The sequence below is a fragment of the Paenibacillus sp. WG02 genome, from assembly GCF_055396115.1.
Genome location: NZ_AP036016.1, coordinates 847,333 through 870,000, shown reverse-complemented (window position 1 = coordinate 870,000; position 22,668 = coordinate 847,333). Strand labels below are relative to the sequence as shown.

The following is a 22,668-nucleotide window of genomic DNA, read 5'->3' as shown; positions in this document are numbered from 1 at the left end:
AGAAGAATCAGCATCCCAGCTACTGCATATCCAGCCATTTGATTCGGAGGAATCACCATGATGATGCAGATGAAGATGATCCACAAAAGCGCGACGACAGAAATGAATGTGCTGTATTTTCCGAGATTCCACGGTCCGAGATGCTTATCTTGAAATCTGCCTTCTGCTTTCGCTCTCAGCTTGAGATAGATCGGAATGCCGTAAGCCACATATAGGCCCACAACGCTAACCGCTGTTAGGAACGCAATCGTCGTGTAAGTCGCATCGGGATTCACCATTTTGATGATGTAGTCGATGAAAGCGAGCAGGAAGGAAAGGATAATGGCAAGCCAGATGGCTTTGGCAGGTGTACGGTATTTCTTTGATATCTGGGCCCATTGATGGCTCATCGGCATCCCTTTGTCACGAGAGAAGGCATACATCATACGTGAGAAAGAAGTGATAGAAGCTAGACCGCAGAACCACATCGCGGCGGTGACCAGCCATAGGATAACAGAACCGAATGTACCGCCAAGCGCTTGGCTGATGACATAGATGAACGCATTGCTTGAACCGGCAGCAGCACCGGCATCCTTGATGGACAAGGTAACAAAAGCAAGCATCACGAATCCAATGACAAACGAGTAGGCAACGGATGTGAAAATCCCCCAAGGCGCTCGCACACGAGGGTTGATGGTCTCTTCGATGGTATGAGCGGAGGCGTCGTAACCCGTAAATGTCCACTGAGCTTGCAAAAGTCCGATCAGAAAAGCAAACATATACGGTTTATCCGAGAATGTTTCGCCCACTTTGAACAAATAATCGACAGGATTCAAGTTTCCTTTGGTGAAAAAGGCAAGTGACAAAACCAGCACCGCCACCACAGCGATATGGTACCATGCGGAGAAGTCGTTTAGTCTTGAAACGATACGAATCCCGATATGATTCAGAATGCCATGCGTAAGTAAAATGATCGTGAAACAAATCAACACGGTTGTATTGTTAGATTCATAACCGAACACACTCGCGATGAGAGGATCGGCGAATAAGGCTACCGAATAATCGATACCAGCCACAATCCCGATTTGGCCGATCAGATTGATCCATGCGGTGTACCAGCCCCAGCGTTTGTTTTTCAAAATAGCCGCCCAGTGGTACAAGGCACCAGCCGTCGGAATCGCGGAAGCGAGCTCAGCCATGACTGCCGCTACGAACATGACAAAAAGGGCGACGATCGGCCAGCCAAAGCCCATCATACCCGCACCGCCATAGGTTAATCCGTGACCGTATAACGATACAGCGCCAGTAAGAATGGAAATGATGGAGAATGAAATCGCGAAATTGGAAAATCCACCCATACTGCGCAGCAGTTCTTGGGCATAACCGAACTTGTTCAAATCCCTTTTGTCTTTTTCATGATGATTGGAAGGTATGCTCATCTTTTATCCTCCTCATCAAATAAATACGATTTGTACAAACAAGTCACAAGTCTCATTTCCCTAGGAAACTTTCATGCTTGCTTTCATCGAATTCGCGAATGCTTTTGTTGGCGATTCTGACAATCCATAAAGCAAACAAACACGTTACCGCAATAATTACGATTCCTATCGTCAGTTCCATTCGGCCTCCACCTCCTTCTCCGGACTACCATGTAGAAAAGCTTCTTAACGAAGCACATTCTCAAGGGGAACACTTACGGTTAGATGTTAGATTTCCAAGTTGACACCGCTCGTCTTTTGCTCGAGCATTTTATTCACGATGGTGCCGATATGCGCACCGCCTTCCAGAGGAGGGGTACCTCCGCGATGAATGTTAGAAATCACTGTGCGGTCGCTCTCTACCGTACCTTTACGCGGTTTATAGCAGATGTAAGCACTTAGCGATTTTGACGAAACGAGTCCAGGTCTTTCCCCGATCAAAAGCACAAGCACCTCCGGCTGCACAATTTCGCCGATATGATCCATGACAGCGACCCTCCCGCCACGGACGAAAAACGGAGTACCTGTGGATAACCCATAAGCACTCAGCGAATCCAGTAATGAAGGATAGACATCGCCCAAATTGGCATCTACCGCGTTGGCGCTCAGTCCATCCGAAACGACAATCTGTACCTGCGGCTTCAACTTGCACCTTTTTTGAATTTCCGCGATTCCATCTTCGGTGATAATACGTCCCATATCGGGGCGTTTTAAATAGTTTTCCGTATTCTCGTAACGAGTCTCCACCGTAAACAAACCGAATTCGTCCAAAAGCGCCTGACTCGCTTCTCCATAAATGGAATCCACAGCAGCGGCATGGTCCCGGCGAAATTTCAGCACCTCTTTGGTAAGCGCCCTCGTACCAGTGCGCCATACGCCGATACGTGCCGGGGTGCTGGCTAGCAGCTCATTCATCCCTTCCTCCCATTTGGGAGCTGGTATTTTGGAGGAGAAGGTGTCCAATTCGGGGACTGGGGCTGAGTCCCGTTCAGAGTCCAGTTCAGACACCAGTGACACCTTTTCTACTTGAGTAGATCGCTGTGCTTCCTCATTAGAGCGAATGGCCGCCGGATTATCTGCAGCTTTTGATGTAGACAGCTTCTTCTCCAGCTCTGCCATCACCATATCGACAAGCTGATCCACGGGGACAGCTTTGTTCATGTTTGTTCCTCCTTAGAGTTTTGCAAGAGCAAAACTGGCTTCATAAGAATCAACAATGTTACATAAAAATAGTCGGATCTCCCGCCAGCGGTGTTAATCGGCCATTTTCCATGATCCCCATTTTCACCAGCCATTGTTCAAAAGCCGGGGCCGGACGCAGCCTCATCAATTCCCTCAATGTGGCGATATCGTGGTAGCTGGTAGATTGGTAATTGAGCATGCAGTCATCTGCCATGGCTACACCGATCAGGTAATTGACGCCTGCAGCGGAAAGCAGCACCGCCAAATTGTCCATATCGTTCTGATCCGCCTTCATATGGTTGGTGTAGCAAACATCTACACCCATCGGCAGCTGCTGAAGCTTGCCCATGAAATGGTCTTCCAAACCAGCCCGAATGACCTGCTTGCTGTCGTACAAATACTCAGGCCCGATGAAGCCCACAACCGTGTTGACAATAAACGGCTTATATTTTCGGGCAAGGCCATAACAGCGGGATTCGAGCGTGACCTGATCGATGCCGTGATGCGCTTCGGCTGACAACTCGGAGCCTTGGCCCGTTTCAAAATACCACAGATTCGGCCCCGTCCCTGTGCCTTCCCTGACAATAAGCTCATCGGCTTCATCCAGCAGCGCAACATCGATGCCGAACGCTTTATTGCCATCTTCCGTGCCGGCCAAGCTTTGAAACACCATGTCGGCAGGAGCGCCTTGGCGAATAGCGCGCATCTGGGTTTTTATATGTGCCAAGACACAATTCTGCGTAGGGATCTGCCACTTTTCCATCACTTCTTTGGTAACTTGCAAAATATTTTTGACACTATCTGCTGAATCAATTACCGGATTGATTCCGATAACTGCATCCCCGATCCCATAGCTCAAGGCTTCAAATAAAGCAGCCTTAATCCCCTGAATATTGTCCGTAGGATGATTGGGCTGGGCCCGCCCGGACAGCACTCCCTTTTGACCAATCGTAATGTTGCAATGCGTTGTAACTTCCATTTTCGATGCAGCTTGCACAAGATCAAGATTGCTCATTAATTTGGCAGCAGCGGCCACCATCTCACTCGTTAGGCCACGAGAAAGTCTGCGAATTTCATCATTCCCCGTTTCTTGCCGCAGCAAGTACTCACGCAGCTCAGCTACCGTCCAATTGCGAACCTCGGTGTATATCTTTTCATTCATCCCGTCCTCAATGATCCGCGACACCTCATCGATTTCCGGCGGCAGCAGTGGATGATTGCGGATATCGGCCAGCGTCAAATCGGACAGGACCAGCTTGGCAGCAATGCGCTCCTTCGCATCCTGTGCGGAGATGCCGGCCAACTGATCGCCTGACTTCTCCTCGTTTGCTTTCGCCATGACTTCCTTTAAATCTTTGAATTGAAAGGTTGTACCCAGCAACGTCGTTTTCAGGTTCACTGACTTATCCCCTCCGCTCTGTTGTGAAAGGCTAACGTCTTCACCACCACCGGAATCATGATCCCAGATATCGGCTCGCCCAAATCGATATAATCCCCATGCTCCACACGGATTTGATCGATGCAAATGACTTTCGGACGGTGTCCGCAGCGTCTAGCTAGAGATTGTCCGAGCGCCTTCGCGATATCCGTTTCACAGATGATCACCATAGCTTCGCTAGCAGGAAAATGTTGAATAAAGCTCAAATGCAGTCGATCCGCTAAGTGCTGAAGCGATGAATAAGTAAGGTTAATCATTCCTGTTAAAGCCAGCCCGAACGGAGGGGATTGATCCCGATCAAAGAGGCTTGCACCGCTTTTCATCAACGCATCTAGCGCATCCACTAGCAGCCCATTTTGTTCCAGTATCTGTGGAGATATATCAAGCCCCAGTACGGGCAGATTACGTATGGGTAACAGCGATGCATCCAAATGCACCGTAGCACCGCTGATCTCGGTACTCTGCATCCCTGCACCTATGACGGTCGCTCTGACCGTTTGATCAGCACGGATGAGTCGGATCGGATATTGGACCGATAATTCCTTCCATGTGTTTGCCAGCAATGGGCCAATATCTTGATGCACCGCCACATCCGCCAAGTTTTCCGGCATCTTCGCCTCCATCAGCAGGCCGATCCCTCCGGATACCATCCATTCTCCAATGGGAGGCATTGACGCAAGCGGCTCGCCGTTCAGCAAGGAGCGAAGCGATTCATCATGCTCAGGAAGGATCTGCCCGGCTAAATAATCCATCATGCAGTGGCACATTCCCATGCAGATCTCCTTAATGAACGTAAAGCTGACTGTGTCACCTGTTTTAACGTTGTATCCGTTCGTCTTCAGCCACGGACGAATCGATGGCGATACGTCTACAACCACACCGTTCGAATCTAATTGAATAAGCCTGCCGCCAACATGAAAGGTGACCGTTCCAACCAGTTTGCCTCTTTGGAAAATGGCCGCATTGGCTGTACCCCCGCCGATATCGATATTGGCGACTGCGCCTCGAATCTGCATCGAGCGGCGCTCCGCTCCAGCGCCTTTGCCAGCAAGCAGCCCTTCTAGATCAGCGCCTGCTGTTGCTACAACGAAATCGCCTGAACGTTCGGCGAGCAGATGCAGAATTTGTCTTGCGTTTGTTTTATTCGCTGTTTCGCCGGTAATGATCACGGCGCCGGATTTCAAATCCGCCGGACGAATTCCTGCCTGCTCGTACTCTTTGGTCACGATTTCCCATATGCTCTCCGCATTAATTTCATCGCCGCCCTTCAGCGGCGTGCTGTGGATCGGACTCGCATACAGCAATTCCCGCTCCGCGATCTCAAATCGAGGCAGGCTGAGGGCACCCGACGATCGCACTAATTTCAAACGACTTATAACCATCTTGGTTGTACTCGTTCCGATATCCAGGCCGACACTTGTGATCCACTGGTTGTTCATCTCCCCATTCACCTATCCTGCACCGCACCGGATAAAGACCCCACACCATCAACGATAACGCCTGCCGCCAGTTTCGAAAGAGGAATACGCGTCGTCATGCTCGCAGCTCGCATTTTCTGATAAGCCTCTTCTTCATTTAAGGCGTATACCTGCATCACGATGCCTTTCGCTTTTTCGATCACTTTGCGCTCTTCGATGGATTGCTTCAACTGCTTGATGTCCTGCTTCAGTGAATCCATCTTTTCTTTTTGACTCAAAGCAATTTCCACAGCGGGCAGCAAGTCTTCCTCTGACACCGGCTTGACCAAGAAAGCAGCGACACCCGCCTCACGGGCATCCTTCACTAATTCCTTCTGGCTGTACGCCGTAAGCAGCAAAACAGAGGTATCCTGCTGCAGCTTGCGAATAATTTGGGACGCCTTGATGCCATTCATGACTGGCATTTTAATATCCATGATGGCTAGGTTCGGTTTTAATCTGGCAACGAGCTCTACTGCTTCCTCGCCATTTTTGGCTTCTCCTGCGACCCAATATCCGCCCTCTTCCAGCATTTCGCGAATATCCATACGAATGATCGGATCATCATCCACAACAACGATGGCGTTTTTCATGGCTATTCGTCCTCCTTATGCTGCGCTTTGGAAAGCGGAAAAGTGATTTGAACATTCGTACCCTGTTCACCCGAAGTTATGTGAATGACACCGCCGAGATTTTCCTCGACAAGTGTCTCTGTGATTTTCAAGCCAAGATGACCCTTCCTGTCTGAATGGTTTGCCGCTTCGAATCCAACGCCATTGTCAGATACATGGACACAGACGATGGTGCCACTACATTGCAGGGAAATTTCAATAACCCCGGTACGTCTCTCCCCAAAAGCATGCAGAACACAGTTCTGGACAAGTTCATTGACGACAAGCGCAAGCGTCGTGGCAACGTCGGACTGTAAAATGAGCTCATCCCCCGAAATTTTCAGGTAAATGTTCTGATCCGGTTTGGAAGAGGACGAGATAATATTCTTCGTAATTCGGTCCACTACATCGTTGAAGTGAATCGTTTCAAGTCCTTCATAAGCAAGCATTTCATGAATGACAGCAATGCTGTTTATACGATTGATACTATCGCGATAAACTCTCTCCACTTCTTCAAGCTTGGTTCTTCGCATTTGTAAGCGGAGTAGACTGGAGACGGTCTGCAAATTATTTTTTACACGATGATGAATCTCTTTAATAACAGCGGATTTGATCACTAACTGCTTTTCTTTTTCTTTTATATCCGAAATGTCGCGAATGAGAATAATGCCGCCAACCTCCCGCTGATCCCGGTAGATCGACATTGCTTTTAGATCAAAAGATACATGCCCAATTTGCAGCTCCTGATGGATGAGTCCTTTGTGGCCAATAAGAGGGTTCCCTTCCAATCTGCCATAAAACAACTGGGCAATCGGGTACCCGTTAATCACGCCGGCATGACCAATTTCCTTCAACATTTCGGCAGCTCGGGGATTGGTATAAGTCACACACTCATTATCATCAAATAAAACAATGCCTTCGTGCATTAGCGACTGCATACTGCCTTGAGACATCGCCACAGTAAGCAGCGTTTCGCTCAGCTGTTCGGTTGTTTCCATTAATCTCGTCACATTTTTCTCCTGCTCGATCTTCTCGGAGATGTCTTTTTCCATGATCAAGGCGCCGATGACATTGCCGCTTTTTGAGCGGATTGGCACGACGTTCTGCTGAATAGCAATCTGCTCCTGTGAGATGCCTCTCGACCCGATCACGGATTGCCCGGAAAGCAAACAAAACATCACGGCAGGCTCATTTTGCGCAAAAGCATATTGTCCGACGACGGATGTTTTATACAGGGATGGGGCTGAGGATGGATGTGCCTCGGCAACCACAAGCGCCGAACCCTTGTCGGCGAGCGGGCAGTCAATAAATACATCCGATTCCGACACATCGGCTATCAATTGCAGCTGAGCGGCCATCTCCTTGATCGTCTGGGCTTCTTCCTCGCTTAATAACGTATGATTCCTGCACAATTCCATGATCGGTGCCACCATGAATCCCTCTTTACGTCGTGGATTTACTTCTGTACAAACTCCATAAGTCTTTCCTTCAGCTTTTGAATTCCCTCCGTGGATGCAGCCGATGTTAAAAAGATTTCACCTTCTGGCAATGACTGCCTTAGAAGGCTTATGGCTCTATCAATGTCTGCCTTCGGGTGATCAATTTTAGTCACGACCCCAAGTGTCAACATCGAAAACCCCTGTTCAAAACCGGGAGGAAAATAGTTTCTGTTCCGAGTAGCATCTTGCACAAGAACAACTGCTGCAGTCTCATGAGAGGTCGCTATTAGGGAGCGATAATATAAAGGATTCTCACTGTATTCACGGGTGTATCAATGATCCAATCTCGATAGATGAGACTTTGAGTTTTGGTCGCCGGTTCCGATTCCCCAAACAAGGCTTTGATTAACGTTGACTTTCCAGCTCGGACAGCGCCGATGATCATTACTTTTTTCATAAATTCATGACCTCGTTATGGGTGCAGTCGCAAATTTCAGCTTATCTTGCAAGAAAGCATTCACAGCCTCAATCGCCATCTCCACAGCGGCTACTTCACCCGTGAGCACGAGCGATCCCGTAAACCGATCCAAATAACCGATGCCCACACTAGCCGCTTTGGTCGCAATATCTGCAGCAATGATCGCCGTTTCCGTAGGGGTAAGCGTTAAAATCCCGATCGCATTTCTCTCTTCAATACCGAGCTTCGTATACAAAACCGGGTCTGGATTGGCAATCACATGAGCCAGTGTCAGTTGTTTGCCGGGCACATATTCCTGAATCACTCTTTGCTTCTGCTCTTCCATACTTCCTCCTCGGTTTCTTGCGCGACTTCATAGCTATCTACAATGCCTACGATCATTGCATCAATAGGAACCATTTTATCTGTGAACAAGGTTCGGGCCGGACTCCCTCTGGACACAATCACGTTCTCGCCAACACCAGCTCCAATGCGGTCTGCGGCAATGATCGGAGTGCCCGCTTCGCTGTCTCTGAAATCCATTGGCTGGATCACTAACAATTTCAAATTGTCCATGCCCACTTCTTTTTGCGTAGCCCATACACTGCCGATTACTTTTCCTAAAAACATAGGACCTCACCCTTCAGCTGCATATTCGATCGTGATGCCTTTCTCCTTCAGCATGTCATAGGCCAGTGAAGATATGATCGTTCTCTTGCCAACTCGCAGTGTGCGAAGCAATTTATTTTTGGATTCCTGCGTCACCCAATCCGCTGATATGAGCCTTCCTTCATAAACGATGTGCCCGCTATCCTCGGTGCGCTCGTCTTTTTCCATAGAGCTGCTGGGTCCTACGACTTTAGAGTCCGAACTGATTTTGTTCACAACCATTTCAGCCAGCAGCTTCAACGGACCAAATTCAACGCCATACATTTGCAGCTCCATTTTGTAATAATCAAAAAGGTTCACATAAGGCTTAGGCAGTGTTATTGCTTTGAGCGTCCGTCGGTCTGCCCTTTTTAATCCGGAAATATCATCGCCGATGAGCACAAATTTATTCTGAACCAACGTGGAAAAGATGATCTCCGATATGATGGTCCCTTTCATGCCAAGAGCGGCCCTTGCCGCATTATCAAGATCAATTTCCGGGATCACGATACCCTCATATTCGAGAGGCACCTCTAGTGGCGACGGGGCGAATTCGTCGGATGCAATCGTCTTGCCACGACCGCCGCATTCAATTTGATGCCTACCTAGCCAAGAAGAAGCTTCGCCATCCAGGAACAAAATATCATGATTAACCTGGTGATTATTTAACCATATAAAATGATCGGTAAAAGCCTCATGAGCCGTACTGTCGTAAAAAATGTAAAGCACCTTTGGCCGCTTGGCCGCTTGATTCTCCAATGAATCAATGAGCTCACGAACAATAGATTCGACCATTTGCTTGATCTCCACCTAAGCTGCCTCCTTTCGGCACGCGTGATTTCACCGTTTTTGCTGATCATCTGAACCTTATCCCCTGTATTCAAATGGGCAGCATTCGCTTCGTCAATGTCGATATGAAAATCCAGTGAAAAATGCGCGCTAACTCTCACGATCGTATCGGCAAAAATGACCGGCCGCTCCCCCATTGCTTGGACAATAATGCGGTCTCCTTGGTTGACCTGAAAGGTTTGGGCATCTTCAGGGGACATGTGGACATGATTCTTGGCAATGATCAGTCCCTGTTGCAAAACAATCGTTCCGCTCGCACCAACGAGTGTAATACTTGGTGTACCTTGGATATCACCGGATAACCGGACCGGAGGATGAACGCCAAGCGCATAACCATCTGAACGCGAGATCTCCACTTGGGTCGCTCCACGTGAAGGACCCAGAATGCGGACATGTTGGATGATTCCTTTCGGACCAACCAATGTCACGGTTTCGCGTGCAGCGAACTGACCTTTTTGGGATAACTCACGTTGAGGAGTTAATGCATAACCAGCGCCGAACAACGCTTCAACATGCTCGGGAGAGAGGTGAACATGCCGATTCGACACGCCGACTGGAATGAGCTTGAGCCCAATATCCTCGTTGCCAGGAAGGATTTTTGACTCCGAAGGGGCCAAGCGCCGCAAAGGGATTCCCCTATCTTTTAAAAAGTCAGCAGCAGCCGGTGTCAGCTTATCCCCATCCATAACCGGAAACGGATTAGGCAGGCCTTTAATCAGTTGCGTTCGCAGATGCGATTCCGTAATAAGCGTCATAGACGTTTTTAACCTTCTAGCTTAGGAAGAATGAACTCAATGTCTGAATGCGGACGAGGAATCACGTGAACCGAAACAAGCTCTCCCACTTTTTCCGCAGCTGCAGCACCTGCATCCGTGGCCGCTTTTACAGCGCCAACATCTCCTCTAACCATGACCGTGACCAGTCCTCCGCCAACATGAACTTTACCGACCAATCTCACATTCGCTGCCTTGACCATCGCGTCTGCCGCTTCAATTGAACCTACCAAGCCTTTCGTTTCCACCAAACCTAAAGCTGCCATTTCTCCTGCCATTTGGATTTCCTCCTTGGGTTATGGATGCAAATGCATTTCGGAAAGCACACTTTTAATGATCTGCGCAACTTCATCGCGCGTAATACCTAGTTTATTAGAGCTTTCCAAATTTTCCGCCACTAGCGCTACAACACGGTTCGTATCGGGCTCCTTCGGCATCTCTTTTATACCAAAAGCTACTCGCTTGATGTTCAGCAAATGTTGAGGTCCAATGTTATCGGATGTAATGTTGTTGCCATAGGAACCACAGCCCAGCGTCATCGATGGCATAATCCCCGTCGTTGCACCGATACCCCCGAACGTAGTGCCTGTATTCACCACAATGCGCGATGCTGGTTTCTCCAAACCGAACGCCTCAATGATCGACAAGTCCTCGGCATGAATGCCGAGTGTATGTCCAAGACCTCCAAGCTCCAACAGTTGGATACAGCGGTGGCAGCCTTCTTGCCAGTCGTTAACGGTATATAAAGCAATTACAGGACTGAGTTTCTCCATGGAAAATGGATACGCATGTCCTACCTCCGACTCTTCCGCGACCAGTACCCTTGCATCCTCTGGAACGGTTATGCCAGCCTTGCCAGCAATCACTTGCGGAGAACGGCCAACCACATGTGGGTTCATCCCTTTTCCAATGGTGAGGATCGAGCCGACCTTTTCTTTTTCTTGCTTGTTCAAAAAGTAAGCCCCTTGCCGCTCCAACTCCGCGACCAGCTCCGCTTTTACCGCTTGATCGACGACAAGCGCTTGTTCCGAAGCGCAAATCGTTCCGTAGTCGAACGTTTTGCTTTGCAAAATCAGGCTGACAGCTCGGGCGATATTTGCACTCCTGTGTATGTAAACCGGCACATTGCCGGGTCCGACACCGTATGCGGGCTTACCGGAGCTGTAAGCGGCCTTGACCATTGCGGTTCCGCCCGTTGCCAAAATGAGATCGGTCAGCTTATGCTTCATTAACTCGCCGCTCGCCTCAAGGGACGGAACCGATAGACAATGAATCAGCCCAGGGCGGGGCTCCTGCCTTCTCCGCTGCAGCCCGCATGACGGCTGCCGATTCCTGTGAACATCGCAGGGCCGATGGATGCGGACTGATTACGATGGCGTTTTTTGATTTAAGTGAAATCATACATTTGAACAAGACCGTCGATGTTGGGTTCGTTGAAGGTATAATGGCTGCAACAATACCGACGGGTTGAGCGATTTCCCAGACTTGCTTCACATCATCCTTGCGGATGATACCAACCGTTTGCATGTCCTTGATTGCCGAGTAGACATCTCTTGCAACGAAGAGATTTTTCGCCTTTTTATCGGCGACTTTTCCGAAGCCTGTCTCTTCTACGGCCATAACGCCCAGCCGCTCTGCTTCCGACTCCGCCGCTTGAGCCATGGCTGTTACAATGACGTCAATTTGCGATTGCGTCATTTTCTCCAGTTGTTTTTGTGCCGCCTTCGCCTCTTGAAGGAAATGGCGGACCTCCTGGATCGCTTGTAAATCGCTATCGAGCTTCATGTTATTAGCTCTCCCCCTCCATTCCCGCGAAAAGCCTCACCAGTTCGGCTTTGCTAACCAATTGGATATCCCGACCGGTTATTGGGAATCGGGGGGTATGATGCGCAAGCTCTCTGAGCTGTGCTACGGTCATTTTGCTCCAATTCGGTGTACTCACTTCCGGCGGCACTGGAGCCTTATTGAGCTCCTCCTCCTTTGGTGAAGCATTCGATTGGTTTTTAGCCCAAGCCTCCTGAATCATCGTGTGTACTGCAGGATCAGGTCGCGGTATAACATGTGTGGATAACAGCTTGCCCACTCGCTTCGCTTCTGCCGCACCTGCATCCACGGCAGCTTTGACCGCTGCAACATCGCCCAAAATATAGATCGTTACAATGCCGGCATCCACTTTTTCATAAGTCGTTACCTTCACATCCGCGGTTTTGGCTGCGGCGTCTGCTGCTGCAATCAAGGCAGGCAGACCGTATGTTTCGATCATGCCCAAAGACATCAATCTTCCATCCATTTGTAAACACCCGCTTCTTTTTACCCTATTTTCTTAGGCTCTCGAGCAATGCTTCGAACGGCCTCCGCGAACGCTTCGGCTGCTGCCGTACAAGCAGATTGACTGCCTGTCAATAATCCTCCCGCAAAATTCGTCTCCGTCGGAGGGCCATAAAACTTGCACATGCGTACATCGGCTGCCTTAAGTGCAGCATCGAGTCCGTAAACGGCTTCGAGAGGCGGAGCAATCAAATAGGCAAGAGGCTCTCCTTCTTGAATTTCCGCCAATGCGGACAGATAAGAACCGGTTCTGGAGACAACATGAGCATAGTAAGCATGCGTTCCCTCGTCGTTGAGAGAGTAAAAACAAGCTCCAGTCTCCATCACTTGGATAGCTGCATCTAGCCCGCTTCTCACTTCTGCAGGCGATGCACCGCCTATGATCCCTATAAATTCACCTGATAGCGGTCCAGAAGCATGACCTGATCCCGCATAAAATGAGCGAGCATATACCACTTCAACTGCTGCATTCTTCGTTGCTTCATCGATAGCCGTGTAGCCCACATCATCGATGCTGGACGTTAACAGACCGAGACTGCGAATGCCCGGCTTCAATTCCAACTGAAGAGCCAAGCCGGCATCCACATTAGGGATGATCCTGACAGCGAGCGGAATGGCTCGAATTGGTTGTTGTTTCACTCCTTTCACCTCTTCGCCTGAATGAATGAAAACAAAAAGGTGTCCAGGTGCAGAGAACGACGTGTCGCTCTTGGACCTAAGGCACCTTTGCCTGCTATTTATACTTTTGATTATGAATATGCGGGTTGTACAAGGAATATTCCGTTTCTGTTTTTCTCTCAGCAAATAGTTACTCTTTGCGGAAAAACTAGGCTAGTTTATCTGCATTTAAATGTGTACATAATAAGTGTAATTGAATATAATAATTACTAGTATAAACCCTTAATATATAAGCATTTTCAAGTGTAAAGGAGTGATGTAAAATGACATATACTTTTTCATCTGAACATTTCATGTATGATGGGGCTCGGTTGGTATATCGCCCTAATGTTAATCCCTTCGACTACGAGATTCAACAACTTATTCTGTTAAGACCGCACATTTTACAACTAAAATAGAACAAAACAAACTAGAATATAAAGAAGTTGAAAAGCTCTATCAGGATTATAAAAAGAATCCATTAACCATTAAACAGAAAGCTCAACTTGAAGTGAGAAATGTGTTCGAGGCATATGAGTTTATTTATGAACTAGACCCCTTTAAAGATTTCTCAGACATGGATGAGCTTACTTTCAAAAAATTACAACAATTACTAATGAAAGATTTAACCGGATACCCGGAGGGCTATAGGCAAATTCCTGTTGCACTTCAAGACGGCGATGGAAACATTAGTTATCAGCCTCCCGCTTTTAATCAGGTCCCCCATTTGATGAATGCCTTCTTCTCTTGGTTATATACTAGTGTAACAGGATGTATGAGTGCCTATGATTCTGAAATCATTCAAGAGAAAAAGCTTCATCCTCTATTGATATCGGGCATTACCCATCATTTGATCGGATACGTTCATCCATTTCCTGATGGGAACGGACGGACAGCTCGGGCATATTCAACCTTAGTAGGACTAATTCATAACGATCTCTCTAAGATTAAAGATGCATTTAGTGTTGAAGAATATTTCGACAAACGAATAGAAGATTATTATGATACTCTAATGATAGCTACACAAGGCGACCTTAAGCCCTTCCTCATTTTTTACCTTGAGTGTGTCAATGCATCGCTTACAAGAGTTCTGAATGAACTTCAAAGGTATGACAAAATTAAATACATGCGAGAGATACTTGGGAAGAGCCACGCAAGAACGATGTTTGAACTAATAGCTAGAATGGAAGATGGCGAGGTCTTTCATAGGCAGTTATTCGACGATACCTTAGATGCATCTTCATCAAGTATTGCCAAGAATTTATCAAAACTGAAAGATTTAGGGGTAATTAGACCTGGTGAAAATCGGGGAGAATATGTGATCTCTATTGTTGATTGAGATTTAAAAGAGATACGTCACAAGACGTATCTCCTTTTATCTGTAATACCTACTCAATTTCATCTTCATAGTCAGCTGCAAATTCATAATAAACCTCAACGAGATGATCATGAAAGCCCCAACCTACTCCCCCCGAATCCTGAACAATTCCTTTCAGCCTATCTCGAAATAGATGAAATAATCCGCTACCATTCTCAGCTTTTATTTTTTGAAGTACATTGCGATACATTGACCCCATACTATAATAATATGATTCGTACATGTCTCCATATTCGTTGGTAAAATCCACACCCAACTCTACGTAGTAGATCATTAAATCTATCGTTCTCGCTTCATTATTACAAAGCTTGCTGAATTCAGAAATAGCTTTTTTCGCTTCAGCCAATTTAAGCTTAGGTTCACCGCGCTCTGGGTAAAACTGATGTAATATTTTTTTGTGGCTTCATCAAACAACTGATCTTCTGTACTTTCAGGCTCCAGCATCATATGAATATAGCTCTTTACATCGCTACTTGATTTATAACAATCGACAATGATAGAGACTAGCTCATCAGCTTTATACGTTTTCAATTGTTTTTTAAGCTCCGGTATTGAAATCTTGGTCATAGTAACTCTCTTTCCTTTCTTTTAAGATAACTATTCTGTCTCAACTACAATTCCATCTTTTTTTGTAAAAGCCACACCCGCTCAATAAACTCCCCTGCCGACAAAGGTTTGCTTATCAAATACCCTTGAACGCCATCACAACCTTGCTCACGCAAGTAAGAAAGCTGTTCACTCGATTCGACTCCTTCGGCGATAACTTTCATGTTTAAGCTATGTGCCAATTTGATAATACCGCTTATAATCAATTCGTCTTTTGGAGACATGTTTAAGTTATCAATAAAAGACTTGTCCATTTTCAAATAATCAAATGAAAAATGCTTCAAATAGCTAAGCGAAGAGTAACCCACTCCAAAATCATCGATGGAAATAGAAATACCGAGCTCTTTTATTTCTTCCAGCACCCTCATCGTATGTTGGGTATTTTGCAACAGCATGCTCTCCGTTATCTCAATCTCCAGCCACTGAGGAGCTAGCTCCGTTTCCCGCAAAATTTGCCCAATCGTACGGACTAAATGCTCGTTCTGCAATTGAATCGAGGAAAGATTAACCGACATCACAATAGGAGGAAAACCCGCATCCTGCCAAGCTTTATTTTGCTTACATGCCGACCTTAGCACCCATTCTCCAATGGGCAGGATCAAGCCACTCTCCTCAGCGATCGGGATAAACTGAACAGGCGACATAGTTCCCAATGCTTGATTTTCCCATCGAATAAGGGCCTCTACTCCGTTTATTTGATCAGTAGTCAAATCGATCTTCGGTTGAAAATGCAAATAAAATTCTTCGCGCTCGATCGCTTTATGCAAATTAGAATGTATCTTGTGTTTGGCTTCATTAAGCTCTTGAATATTTTTCGAATATACGCTGTAGGTGTTTCCACCCGATTCTTTGGCTCGATACATAGAGGCATCTGCATTTTTGATCAGCGTTTCCACATCGGTCCCATGTTCAGGATATATACAAATCCCTATGCTGGTCGTTATATATAATTCTCTATTATGCAAATAAAAAGGTTCAGCTAATGCTTGTAAGATGGCATCGGCAACAGGTATTACCTCATCTGTATCACTTATATTCGGAAAAATAATCGTAAATTCATCGCCCCCCAGCCTAGATACGATAGATCCTTCCGGAACAGATTGGATAATGCGTTTGGATACATCAACTAATAGAAGATCACCTGTATGATGCCCCAGGGTATCATTTACATGTTTGAATTTATCCAGATCCAGAAACATTAATCCAGCTAAGGAGTTGTTACGAGCTTTATCAATTGTTTCCGCCATACATTCCTGAAAGTTGCTTCGGTTCGGCAGCCCGGTTATTTCATCGAAGTAAGCCATTCTATGAATAATCTGTTCCGCTTGCTTCTGCTCGGTAATATCCTTAGCAATTCCATAGACCCCAACAATTTGATCATTCACTACCGTCGGACCGCAAGTTATGAACATATCACGACTTGTACCCTCTTTCGTTAAAAAGCCCATCGTAAATTGTTGCGGATTTCCCAGCAGCGCTTGTTCTATACGATGTATCGCCTCTTGTTTCCCTGTAGAAATCACATATTCGAATAAATTAACATCCAATATAGACTCTGGGGAATAGCCAAGTAATTTTTCCAACATCGGGTTAATACTCGTAATTTTACCAGATAAATCTAACGTGAAAACAATATCTGGATTATGCTCAAATAAAGACTGATAGCGTTGTTTGCTTTCTTCTATTTTATAGATATGCTTGTTATAGGCTGAGATTAGGAAGTTAATAACTAGCATGAGAAAGACAGTAAGCATTGTCTCAGTAAGAAGATCGATCGTATTCGTAGACTGAACTAGATGATACAACGGAATGGATAGTATACAAACATGAAATATATAAATTTGCTTTAAAGCTATTTTATTAAAAAACGGAGCTTTATTTACAAACTTCTTGATTCCCGCAAGTATTAAAAAGTTAACATTTTCAAAAACGAAGGTAATACCCATAATTTGAATCAGGAGTGGTAATTGATTCATAAATTTCAATGTAATCGCCGAACATACCATACTAATAAAGTACATGCCTAAAGTTGAAAACAAGCGATACCAGTTAATTTTATAGAAAGGTTTGCTAGCTACCAAAAAAAACATTAATGTACTGAGTATGATCGGAATCGTGCTTGCTGAGATACCTTTTGAATACGTTAAATAAAGGATACTTAGTGTTCCAACGCTGTACCAAAGTCCATTTGGCAATTTTGTCGGAAACAGATCAACTATTAATATTAAGCAAATTATAATTATAGATTTCCAATCCTTATTGGATTGTAGAAATCCGAAGCCGATATAGAGCGTATATATTCCGGTCAAGAATAATGCCATGGTGTACCAATTTTTGTCCTTCATGCTACTCCCTCTTTGCAGCGGTTCCTAATAGAAATCGAACAAATCCGGAACCCACAAAAATATCTCCTATACTTATCGCATGTTTGAAAAAAGGGATCCAATCTCCCAACCACCAAAAATGGGATGTGTTCATTAATTGATGTCGAGGATCGTCAGCATCAAGAGAAAAACCATTAAAACCGGACATCATCATAGCCTTTTCTGATACTGGCATTAAACCACCGTGTATAATAAGCGCTAATAGATTAAGCCCAGCCCCAAAACATATAAAAATAATTCCCGGTAAATGCCTGTTCATCCATAGGCCTACGATTATTACAGCGAACGAGAGTTCAAGCAGAATAGGATAATTACGATGAGTACTATTACTCAACCAATAAATAAAAATTTGAAACGCAAAGGTACCGATCAGTAAATAAGGCATTCTGAAAGCAGTAAAGGAATTCACAACTGTCAATAAATTGCGTTTCAAGATGATACAAAGTATAATGCCAGCAATAATAAAGTAGATCATATTTGTTCATTCCTTTAAATAAAAGTGAAAGGAACTAGGTTTCGCCTAGCTCCTTTTTTGGATTATGGCGCCCATGGTTGCGATACAACGGATGAATAAACCATAGCTGCCAAAACCAGTGTCATAAGTAACCAATTCTTCCAATTTTTCATTGCGTTTCCTCCCCTTTGTTTGAAAAGAATGTCTATTCATATGGAAAAATCCATTAATGAAATTATACTTTTAATGGGTTTTTTATACAATGAAAATATTCAAAATATTCAATAATTCGATATAAAATGACATTCGAAACACTAAGCAAAGAAAGGGAATACCCATGAATTTGCAAGGAAGGTCCCTAGGTATTTAGATCCTACAATTACTTCAACTTTATCAATTTCCCCTCAGCTTTCCTTATATTCTCAGCCACCCTATATTTAACAATCCTACTTATTAAATCATAAGGAAGCGGCTTATCTATTGGAAATTGCACGGACCCTTTTGCTCCTTTATATTGGGATAACTCATCTTTAAAAGCTTCAATTCCGCTAGCTGCTGGATAAAATCCGATATGATTTTTATAAGCGGCGAAATGCACTAAGTTTCCATGTAAAGCAAACGTAGGCATTTGATAACTGATCTTTTCCTCTGCACCTGGGGCTGACTCTTTGATAACTTCTCGTAATCTGTTAAGGATCTCCTGAACCTCCGGTGGAAACATAGAAATATATGCATCAATAGATTCATAATTAATTTTGATTCCGTCCATGACTTCTCCTTCCATAGGCACCTATTTAGTAGTCTTATTATATCATCTTTTCCAGAATGTATAGGCAATCATACCCTAGCGTCAGATGGACATTCGGTTCCGGAATTTTAAGCTTGGTAGACTGGCAAACAGGTATAAAAAAACGGCTAATCCCCTAAAGGATTAACCGCTTGTTCATTAATGAATCAACCTCTATAGAAATCCCGAATCCAGCGATGCGGCTTGAGCTTCTCGATTTGTTCCTTTGTTAATCCTTGCCCATCTCCAACCCGCATATTATTCTCCACATTACGAACTGAGCGCATCCCCGGAATGACTGTTGAAACAGCAGGATGGCTGAGCACGTACCGCAGTGCGATTTCCGGCATGTTATCAATGGAAATATCCAGATCGGAAGCGATCTTCTGAACACGTTCATACACCTGTTGTTTGCGGTCACCTCGGAAATAGTTATTGCGGAAGTCACCCTCACTGAACGTCGTATCCGGGGTAATTCGCCCCGTCAAGCCGCCTTCATCCAGCGAAACTCTGACAATGACACCGACATTATGCTCGGCACAGGCAGGCAGCAGTTGATCCTCAGGGCTTTGATCAAAAATGTTATAAATGACCTGTACTGTATCTACAAGCCCAGATTCTATCAACTTGATGGCGTTGTTCGGTTGATGATCATTAATCGATACGCCAAAATAGCGGATTTTACCTTGCTCTTTAAGTTTGCGGATCCCTTCCAGCCAATCTCCTTGACCAACCCACTCGTCCGACCAGACATGAAACTGCTGCACATCGATCGTATCCAAGCCCAGATTTCGCAAACTTTGATCTGTACTAGCAATAACATGCTCTGCCGTAAACGCTTCTTCCACAGGAACCCCGTCCCGAGCAGGCCATTGTCTATTTTTTGGAGGAATTTTGGTAGCCACATAAATTGGCTTATCGTGGGCTTTTACAACTTGCCCGACCAGTCTTTCACTGTGACCATCTCCATAACCCAAGGCTGTATCGATAAAATTCAGCCCCAGCTCAATGGAACGATTCAGCGCATCGATCGATTCATCGTCGGATGCACCGATCCAAGCCGTCTTGCCGATGCCCCATGCACCATACCCGATTTCCGATATCTGTAATCCCGTTTTTCCAAGAGTTCTAAAGTTCACTTTCAGCCCTCCATCTATAATCTCTATCTTTCACTGCTATTATACAGGGAAACAAAAAGCCTGATAAGAACTGAAAAAGTTGTCAGTTAGTAACATTGGAGTAAGTATGGGACGGGAATTATTAATGCTTAAACGAATAAACCTCCCATCTCGAGAGGTTAACCACATTAATTAGAATTTTTAAGAATAATACTAACCATGAAGTCGTTTATTAGGGCATACTCGGATTCTTTGAATGAGAACATTTCCCCTTAAAACGCATGTTTTTATTTATTTAATTCCTTAATAAATTGCAGATATGTAAAAAATAAATGCCAGGCAAGAAAAAATCCACCAATAGCTAGGGCTAATAGAATAGTACCTGTCCAAATAAATCCTTTTCCTGAACGTACTATACTATTCCTAGACTTTCCGTATTTAAAAATTCCGCATGGATTCCATAATGGAGTTTTAAAGCTTCGCTTTCATAAAGAGACTGGATCATACGTATTTTATCGGTTCCTAGTCCAAACATGATTAATTTATAACCACCAAAACTAAGTTAGTCCTTTCCATTGCCAATAAAATACCTATTGACTTTTCACTTTATAAAGCCTATTATTATCTCATAACTAAGAATCTTAAATTTAAGACAATTTAAACTTAATTAACCACATTCGAAGGAGTTGTTGATATGTACGATATCGCAGTGATTGGCGCAGGTCCCGCTGGAGCAAGTGCAGCATTGTTTGCAGCAAAAGCAGGAAAGAATACTTTACTCCTCCATAATGATAAAAGCATGACAAAAAGGGCCTGGCTTGAAAATTTTTATGGCATTGAAGAAATTTCCGGCCCTGATCTTATCGATATTGGAAAGAAACAGGCCGTTAAATTTGGCGCTGCATTGCAGGAAGAGAAGGTTCAAAATATCGTTAAAATAGATGCAGGTTTTCGCATTGAAACCAATATCGGACAACATGAAGCAACATATATCATTATTGCAACAGGAGCTTTAACAGAGCTTGCGGAACATTTGGGCTTGAAAACAAAACCAGCAACCGAACCGCGAATTAAGACAGTCATTGAGGTTGATACAAATGGCCAAACAAGTTTGGATGGTATTTGGGCAGCAGGTACAGCAGCTGGCGTTAGCGTCCATGCCATCATCACTGCCGGTGACGGAGCTAGGGTGGCAATAAATGTCATTAGCGAAATGAATGGGGAAAGATACGTTGATCATGATATTTTGAAAACTTCTGAATAAAAATTTACCAACTTTACACAAATCATAAAAGGAGTGATTCACCATGCTTATCATTTTAAATAAAATTAATGAGCTTTCAAGAAAAGAAAGGGAAATCGGGTTAACGGAAATTGAAAAAGCAGAACAAGCCAATTTGCGAAAAGAATATCTTCAAATATTTCGTGGTTCAATAGACAGCTTGCTCTTGAATTCTACTATTATTGATCCGAACGGAGATAATGTTACCCCTGAAAGATTAAAACAAGAACAAGCCAAAATAGCTGAAAGATAAATGCTTCTTGAGTGATAGGAAACAAAATGTGTTAAAATTGAGGCGTACCCGTAAGGAAATTCATATTATTCAATGGAGGTTATACCATGGGCAAAATAGGAATATTTGGATTTGGGCGTATTGGCAGACAATTGTTAAGAGTGGCTTTACAGGATCAACTATTCGTTCCCGTGTCCATCTCCGATATTAAGGACGCAGCAACACTTGCCGCTCTGTTCGAAGTTGATACCAATTATAAGCGCTGGCACGAAGCCGTATCGGCACAAGAAGGCAGTATGGTGATCGGTGGACGCGAAATTCAGTTTATCGATTCATCGAAGGAAGTCCCTAATTGGAAAGAATTAGATGTAGATCTGGTAATTGACTGTACAGGCCGAGCTGTCACCCGAGCTGTTGCTCAGGTTCATTTGGATCGCGGGGCAAATAGAGTATTAGTTAGTGGGCCTAGCAAGAGCCTTGAAGATTGTGACGCTGTATTGCTGAAAGGGATAAATCTGGATAGTTTTGATCCGGAAAAGCATAAAATTATTAGCATGGCGAGTTGTACGACCAACGCATTGGCTCCAGTGGTCAAAATAGTCAAAGAAAACTTCGGCATTAAGTATGGTCTTTTCTCCACCGTCCATTCTTACACGAACACCCAGTCGCTAACGGATCAGCCTATGAAGGATCGCCGAGATTCGTGGGCTGCAGCTGAGAATATCATTCCTTCTTCATCAGGAGCTGCAAGAGCCCTTAAATTTATCTGGAATGATTTGCAGATTACTGGGAAAGCATACCGCATTCCAACGCGCACCGGAAGTATTGCTGAATTAAACCTTGTGACGGAAAAGCCGTGTACGGTACAGCAGGTAAATGATATTTTCCGTAGTGCTGCCAAAGATGGTCAATTAAAGGGAGTTCTTGATGTTCTGGAAGGTGAATGGGCATCGTCTCGTATCGTCGGCGACCCCCACTCCTCCATCATTGACCTTCCTTTGACCCAACTGCAGGGTGAAATCCTATCCGTTGCAACTTGGTACGATAATGAATGGGGTTATGCTTCACGATTAGCAGAAGTTGCAGCTTTTCTAGTTAATAAGTAAAATCGCTGCCATTGAATACGTAGGA

Annotated in this window: 23 protein-coding genes and 2 pseudogenes (1 of these 25 only partly in view); 4 read left to right on the top strand and 21 right to left on the bottom strand. The window is 44.9% G+C overall.

The window, feature by feature from the left end; translation table 11 throughout:
• The 16 genes and pseudogenes from ACBP55_RS03930 to eutL all read right to left on the bottom strand — a co-directional run.
• Positions 1-1,418, bottom strand: the 5' portion of a protein-coding gene (locus tag ACBP55_RS03930) for an amino acid permease (protein WP_464649919.1). The gene continues 121 nt to the left of window position 1, outside the view; 1,418 of the gene's 1,539 nt are visible here — the first part of the coding sequence; it begins with the start codon at positions 1,416-1,418; its stop codon lies beyond the left edge, outside the window.
• Between the two features lie 52 nt (positions 1,419-1,470).
• Positions 1,471-1,599 (bottom strand): hypothetical protein, encoded by a 129-nt coding sequence (locus ACBP55_RS03925; protein WP_261304047.1) that lies wholly within the window; start codon positions 1,597-1,599, stop codon positions 1,471-1,473.
• A gap of 86 nt (positions 1,600-1,685) precedes the next feature.
• Positions 1,686-2,618, bottom strand: a complete 933-nt coding sequence (gene eutC / locus ACBP55_RS03920; protein ID WP_464649918.1) for an ethanolamine ammonia-lyase subunit EutC — start codon at positions 2,616-2,618, stop codon at positions 1,686-1,688.
• Between the two features lie 58 nt (positions 2,619-2,676).
• Entirely contained in the window at positions 2,677-4,038 is a 1,362-nt protein-coding gene (locus tag ACBP55_RS03915) for an ethanolamine ammonia-lyase subunit EutB (protein ID WP_464649917.1), read from the bottom strand.
• Positions 4,035-5,516 (bottom strand): ethanolamine ammonia-lyase reactivating factor EutA, encoded by a 1,482-nt coding sequence (locus tag ACBP55_RS03910; RefSeq protein ID WP_464649915.1) that lies wholly within the window; start codon positions 5,514-5,516, stop codon positions 4,035-4,037. Before ACBP55_RS03910 ends, ACBP55_RS03915 begins: the two co-directional genes overlap by 4 nt.
• A gap of 8 nt (positions 5,517-5,524) precedes the next feature.
• A complete protein-coding gene (locus tag ACBP55_RS03905; protein ID WP_464649913.1) occupies positions 5,525-6,127 on the bottom strand; it encodes an ANTAR domain-containing response regulator in 603 nt (200 codons plus the stop codon).
• Positions 6,128-6,129: 2 nt separating this feature from the next.
• Entirely contained in the window at positions 6,130-7,578 is a 1,449-nt protein-coding gene (locus tag ACBP55_RS03900; RefSeq protein ID WP_464649912.1) for a sensor histidine kinase, read from the bottom strand.
• Positions 7,579-7,601: 23 nt separating this feature from the next.
• A pseudogene (locus ACBP55_RS03895) lies at positions 7,602-8,029 on the bottom strand (EutP/PduV family microcompartment system protein).
• A 16-nt stretch (positions 8,030-8,045) separates the two neighbouring features.
• Positions 8,046-8,387 (bottom strand): BMC domain-containing protein, encoded by a 342-nt coding sequence (locus ACBP55_RS03890; RefSeq protein WP_029195550.1) that lies wholly within the window; start codon positions 8,385-8,387, stop codon positions 8,046-8,048.
• Entirely contained in the window at positions 8,363-8,671 is a 309-nt protein-coding gene (locus ACBP55_RS03885) for a EutN/CcmL family microcompartment protein (protein WP_464649910.1), read from the bottom strand. Before ACBP55_RS03885 ends, ACBP55_RS03890 begins: the two co-directional genes overlap by 25 nt.
• 6 nt (positions 8,672-8,677) lie before the next feature.
• Positions 8,678-9,418: a hypothetical protein gene (locus ACBP55_RS03880; RefSeq protein ID WP_464649909.1), complete on the bottom strand. Its 741-nt coding sequence runs from the start codon at positions 9,416-9,418 to the stop codon at positions 8,678-8,680.
• Positions 9,355-10,293 (bottom strand): phosphate propanoyltransferase, encoded by a 939-nt coding sequence (gene pduL, locus ACBP55_RS03875; RefSeq protein ID WP_464649907.1) that lies wholly within the window; start codon positions 10,291-10,293, stop codon positions 9,355-9,357. Before pduL ends, ACBP55_RS03880 begins: the two co-directional genes overlap by 64 nt.
• An 8-nt stretch (positions 10,294-10,301) precedes the next feature.
• Positions 10,302-10,589 carry a BMC domain-containing protein gene (locus ACBP55_RS03870; protein WP_047676490.1) on the bottom strand — a complete coding sequence of 96 codons (288 nt, stop codon included), beginning with the start codon at positions 10,587-10,589 and terminating at the stop codon, positions 10,302-10,304.
• An 18-nt stretch (positions 10,590-10,607) separates the two neighbouring features.
• Positions 10,608-12,096, bottom strand: a pseudogene (locus ACBP55_RS03865) (acetaldehyde dehydrogenase (acetylating)).
• A gap of 4 nt (positions 12,097-12,100) precedes the next feature.
• Positions 12,101-12,601: a BMC domain-containing protein gene (locus tag ACBP55_RS03860; protein ID WP_464649906.1), complete on the bottom strand. Its 501-nt coding sequence runs from the start codon at positions 12,599-12,601 to the stop codon at positions 12,101-12,103.
• Positions 12,602-12,621: 20 nt separating this feature from the next.
• Entirely contained in the window at positions 12,622-13,278 is a 657-nt protein-coding gene (eutL, locus tag ACBP55_RS03855) for an ethanolamine utilization microcompartment protein EutL (protein ID WP_464649904.1), read from the bottom strand.
• A gap of 595 nt (positions 13,279-13,873) precedes the next feature.
• On the opposite strand from eutL, the gene ACBP55_RS03850 reads away from it, so the two are divergent.
• On the top strand, positions 13,874-14,635 hold the full coding sequence (locus ACBP55_RS03850) for a Fic family protein (RefSeq protein WP_464649902.1): 762 nt from the start codon (positions 13,874-13,876) through the stop codon (positions 14,633-14,635).
• A gap of 49 nt (positions 14,636-14,684) precedes the next feature.
• On the opposite strand, the gene ACBP55_RS03845 is transcribed toward ACBP55_RS03850, so the two are convergent.
• The 5 genes from ACBP55_RS03845 to ACBP55_RS03825 all read right to left on the bottom strand — a co-directional run bounded on the left by ACBP55_RS03845 (position 14,685) and on the right by ACBP55_RS03825 (position 20,044).
• Positions 14,685-15,065: a DUF6155 family protein gene (locus ACBP55_RS03845; protein WP_464653223.1), complete on the bottom strand. Its 381-nt coding sequence runs from the start codon at positions 15,063-15,065 to the stop codon at positions 14,685-14,687.
• A gap of 220 nt (positions 15,066-15,285) precedes the next feature.
• Positions 15,286-17,625: a sensor domain-containing protein gene (locus ACBP55_RS03840; protein ID WP_464649901.1), complete on the bottom strand. Its 2,340-nt coding sequence runs from the start codon at positions 17,623-17,625 to the stop codon at positions 15,286-15,288.
• 1 nt (position 17,626) lies between these two features.
• Positions 17,627-18,139 carry a DUF5317 domain-containing protein gene (locus tag ACBP55_RS03835; protein ID WP_464649900.1) on the bottom strand — a complete coding sequence of 171 codons (513 nt, stop codon included), beginning with the start codon at positions 18,137-18,139 and terminating at the stop codon, positions 17,627-17,629.
• Between the two features lie 358 nt (positions 18,140-18,497).
• A complete protein-coding gene (locus ACBP55_RS03830; RefSeq protein ID WP_464649899.1) occupies positions 18,498-18,887 on the bottom strand; it encodes an iron chaperone in 390 nt (129 codons plus the stop codon).
• A 185-nt stretch (positions 18,888-19,072) separates the two neighbouring features.
• Entirely contained in the window at positions 19,073-20,044 is a 972-nt protein-coding gene (locus ACBP55_RS03825; RefSeq protein WP_464649898.1) for an aldo/keto reductase, read from the bottom strand.
• 673 nt (positions 20,045-20,717) lie between these two features.
• Here ACBP55_RS03825 and ACBP55_RS03820 point away from each other — a divergent pair.
• The 3 genes from ACBP55_RS03820 (at position 20,718) to ACBP55_RS03810 (ending at position 22,643) form a co-directional block, all read left to right on the top strand.
• The gene (locus tag ACBP55_RS03820; protein WP_464649897.1) at positions 20,718-21,287 is read left to right on the top strand and encodes an FAD-dependent oxidoreductase; all 570 of its coding nucleotides are present in this window, start codon (positions 20,718-20,720) and stop codon (positions 21,285-21,287) included.
• 43 nt (positions 21,288-21,330) lie between these two features.
• Positions 21,331-21,558, top strand: coding sequence for a DUF896 domain-containing protein (locus tag ACBP55_RS03815; protein ID WP_464649896.1), 228 nt, complete (start codon positions 21,331-21,333; stop codon positions 21,556-21,558).
• Positions 21,559-21,644: 86 nt separating this feature from the next.
• Positions 21,645-22,643, top strand: a complete 999-nt coding sequence (locus ACBP55_RS03810; RefSeq protein ID WP_173192683.1) for a type I glyceraldehyde-3-phosphate dehydrogenase — start codon at positions 21,645-21,647, stop codon at positions 22,641-22,643.
• Positions 22,644-22,668: the final 25 nt, after the last annotated feature.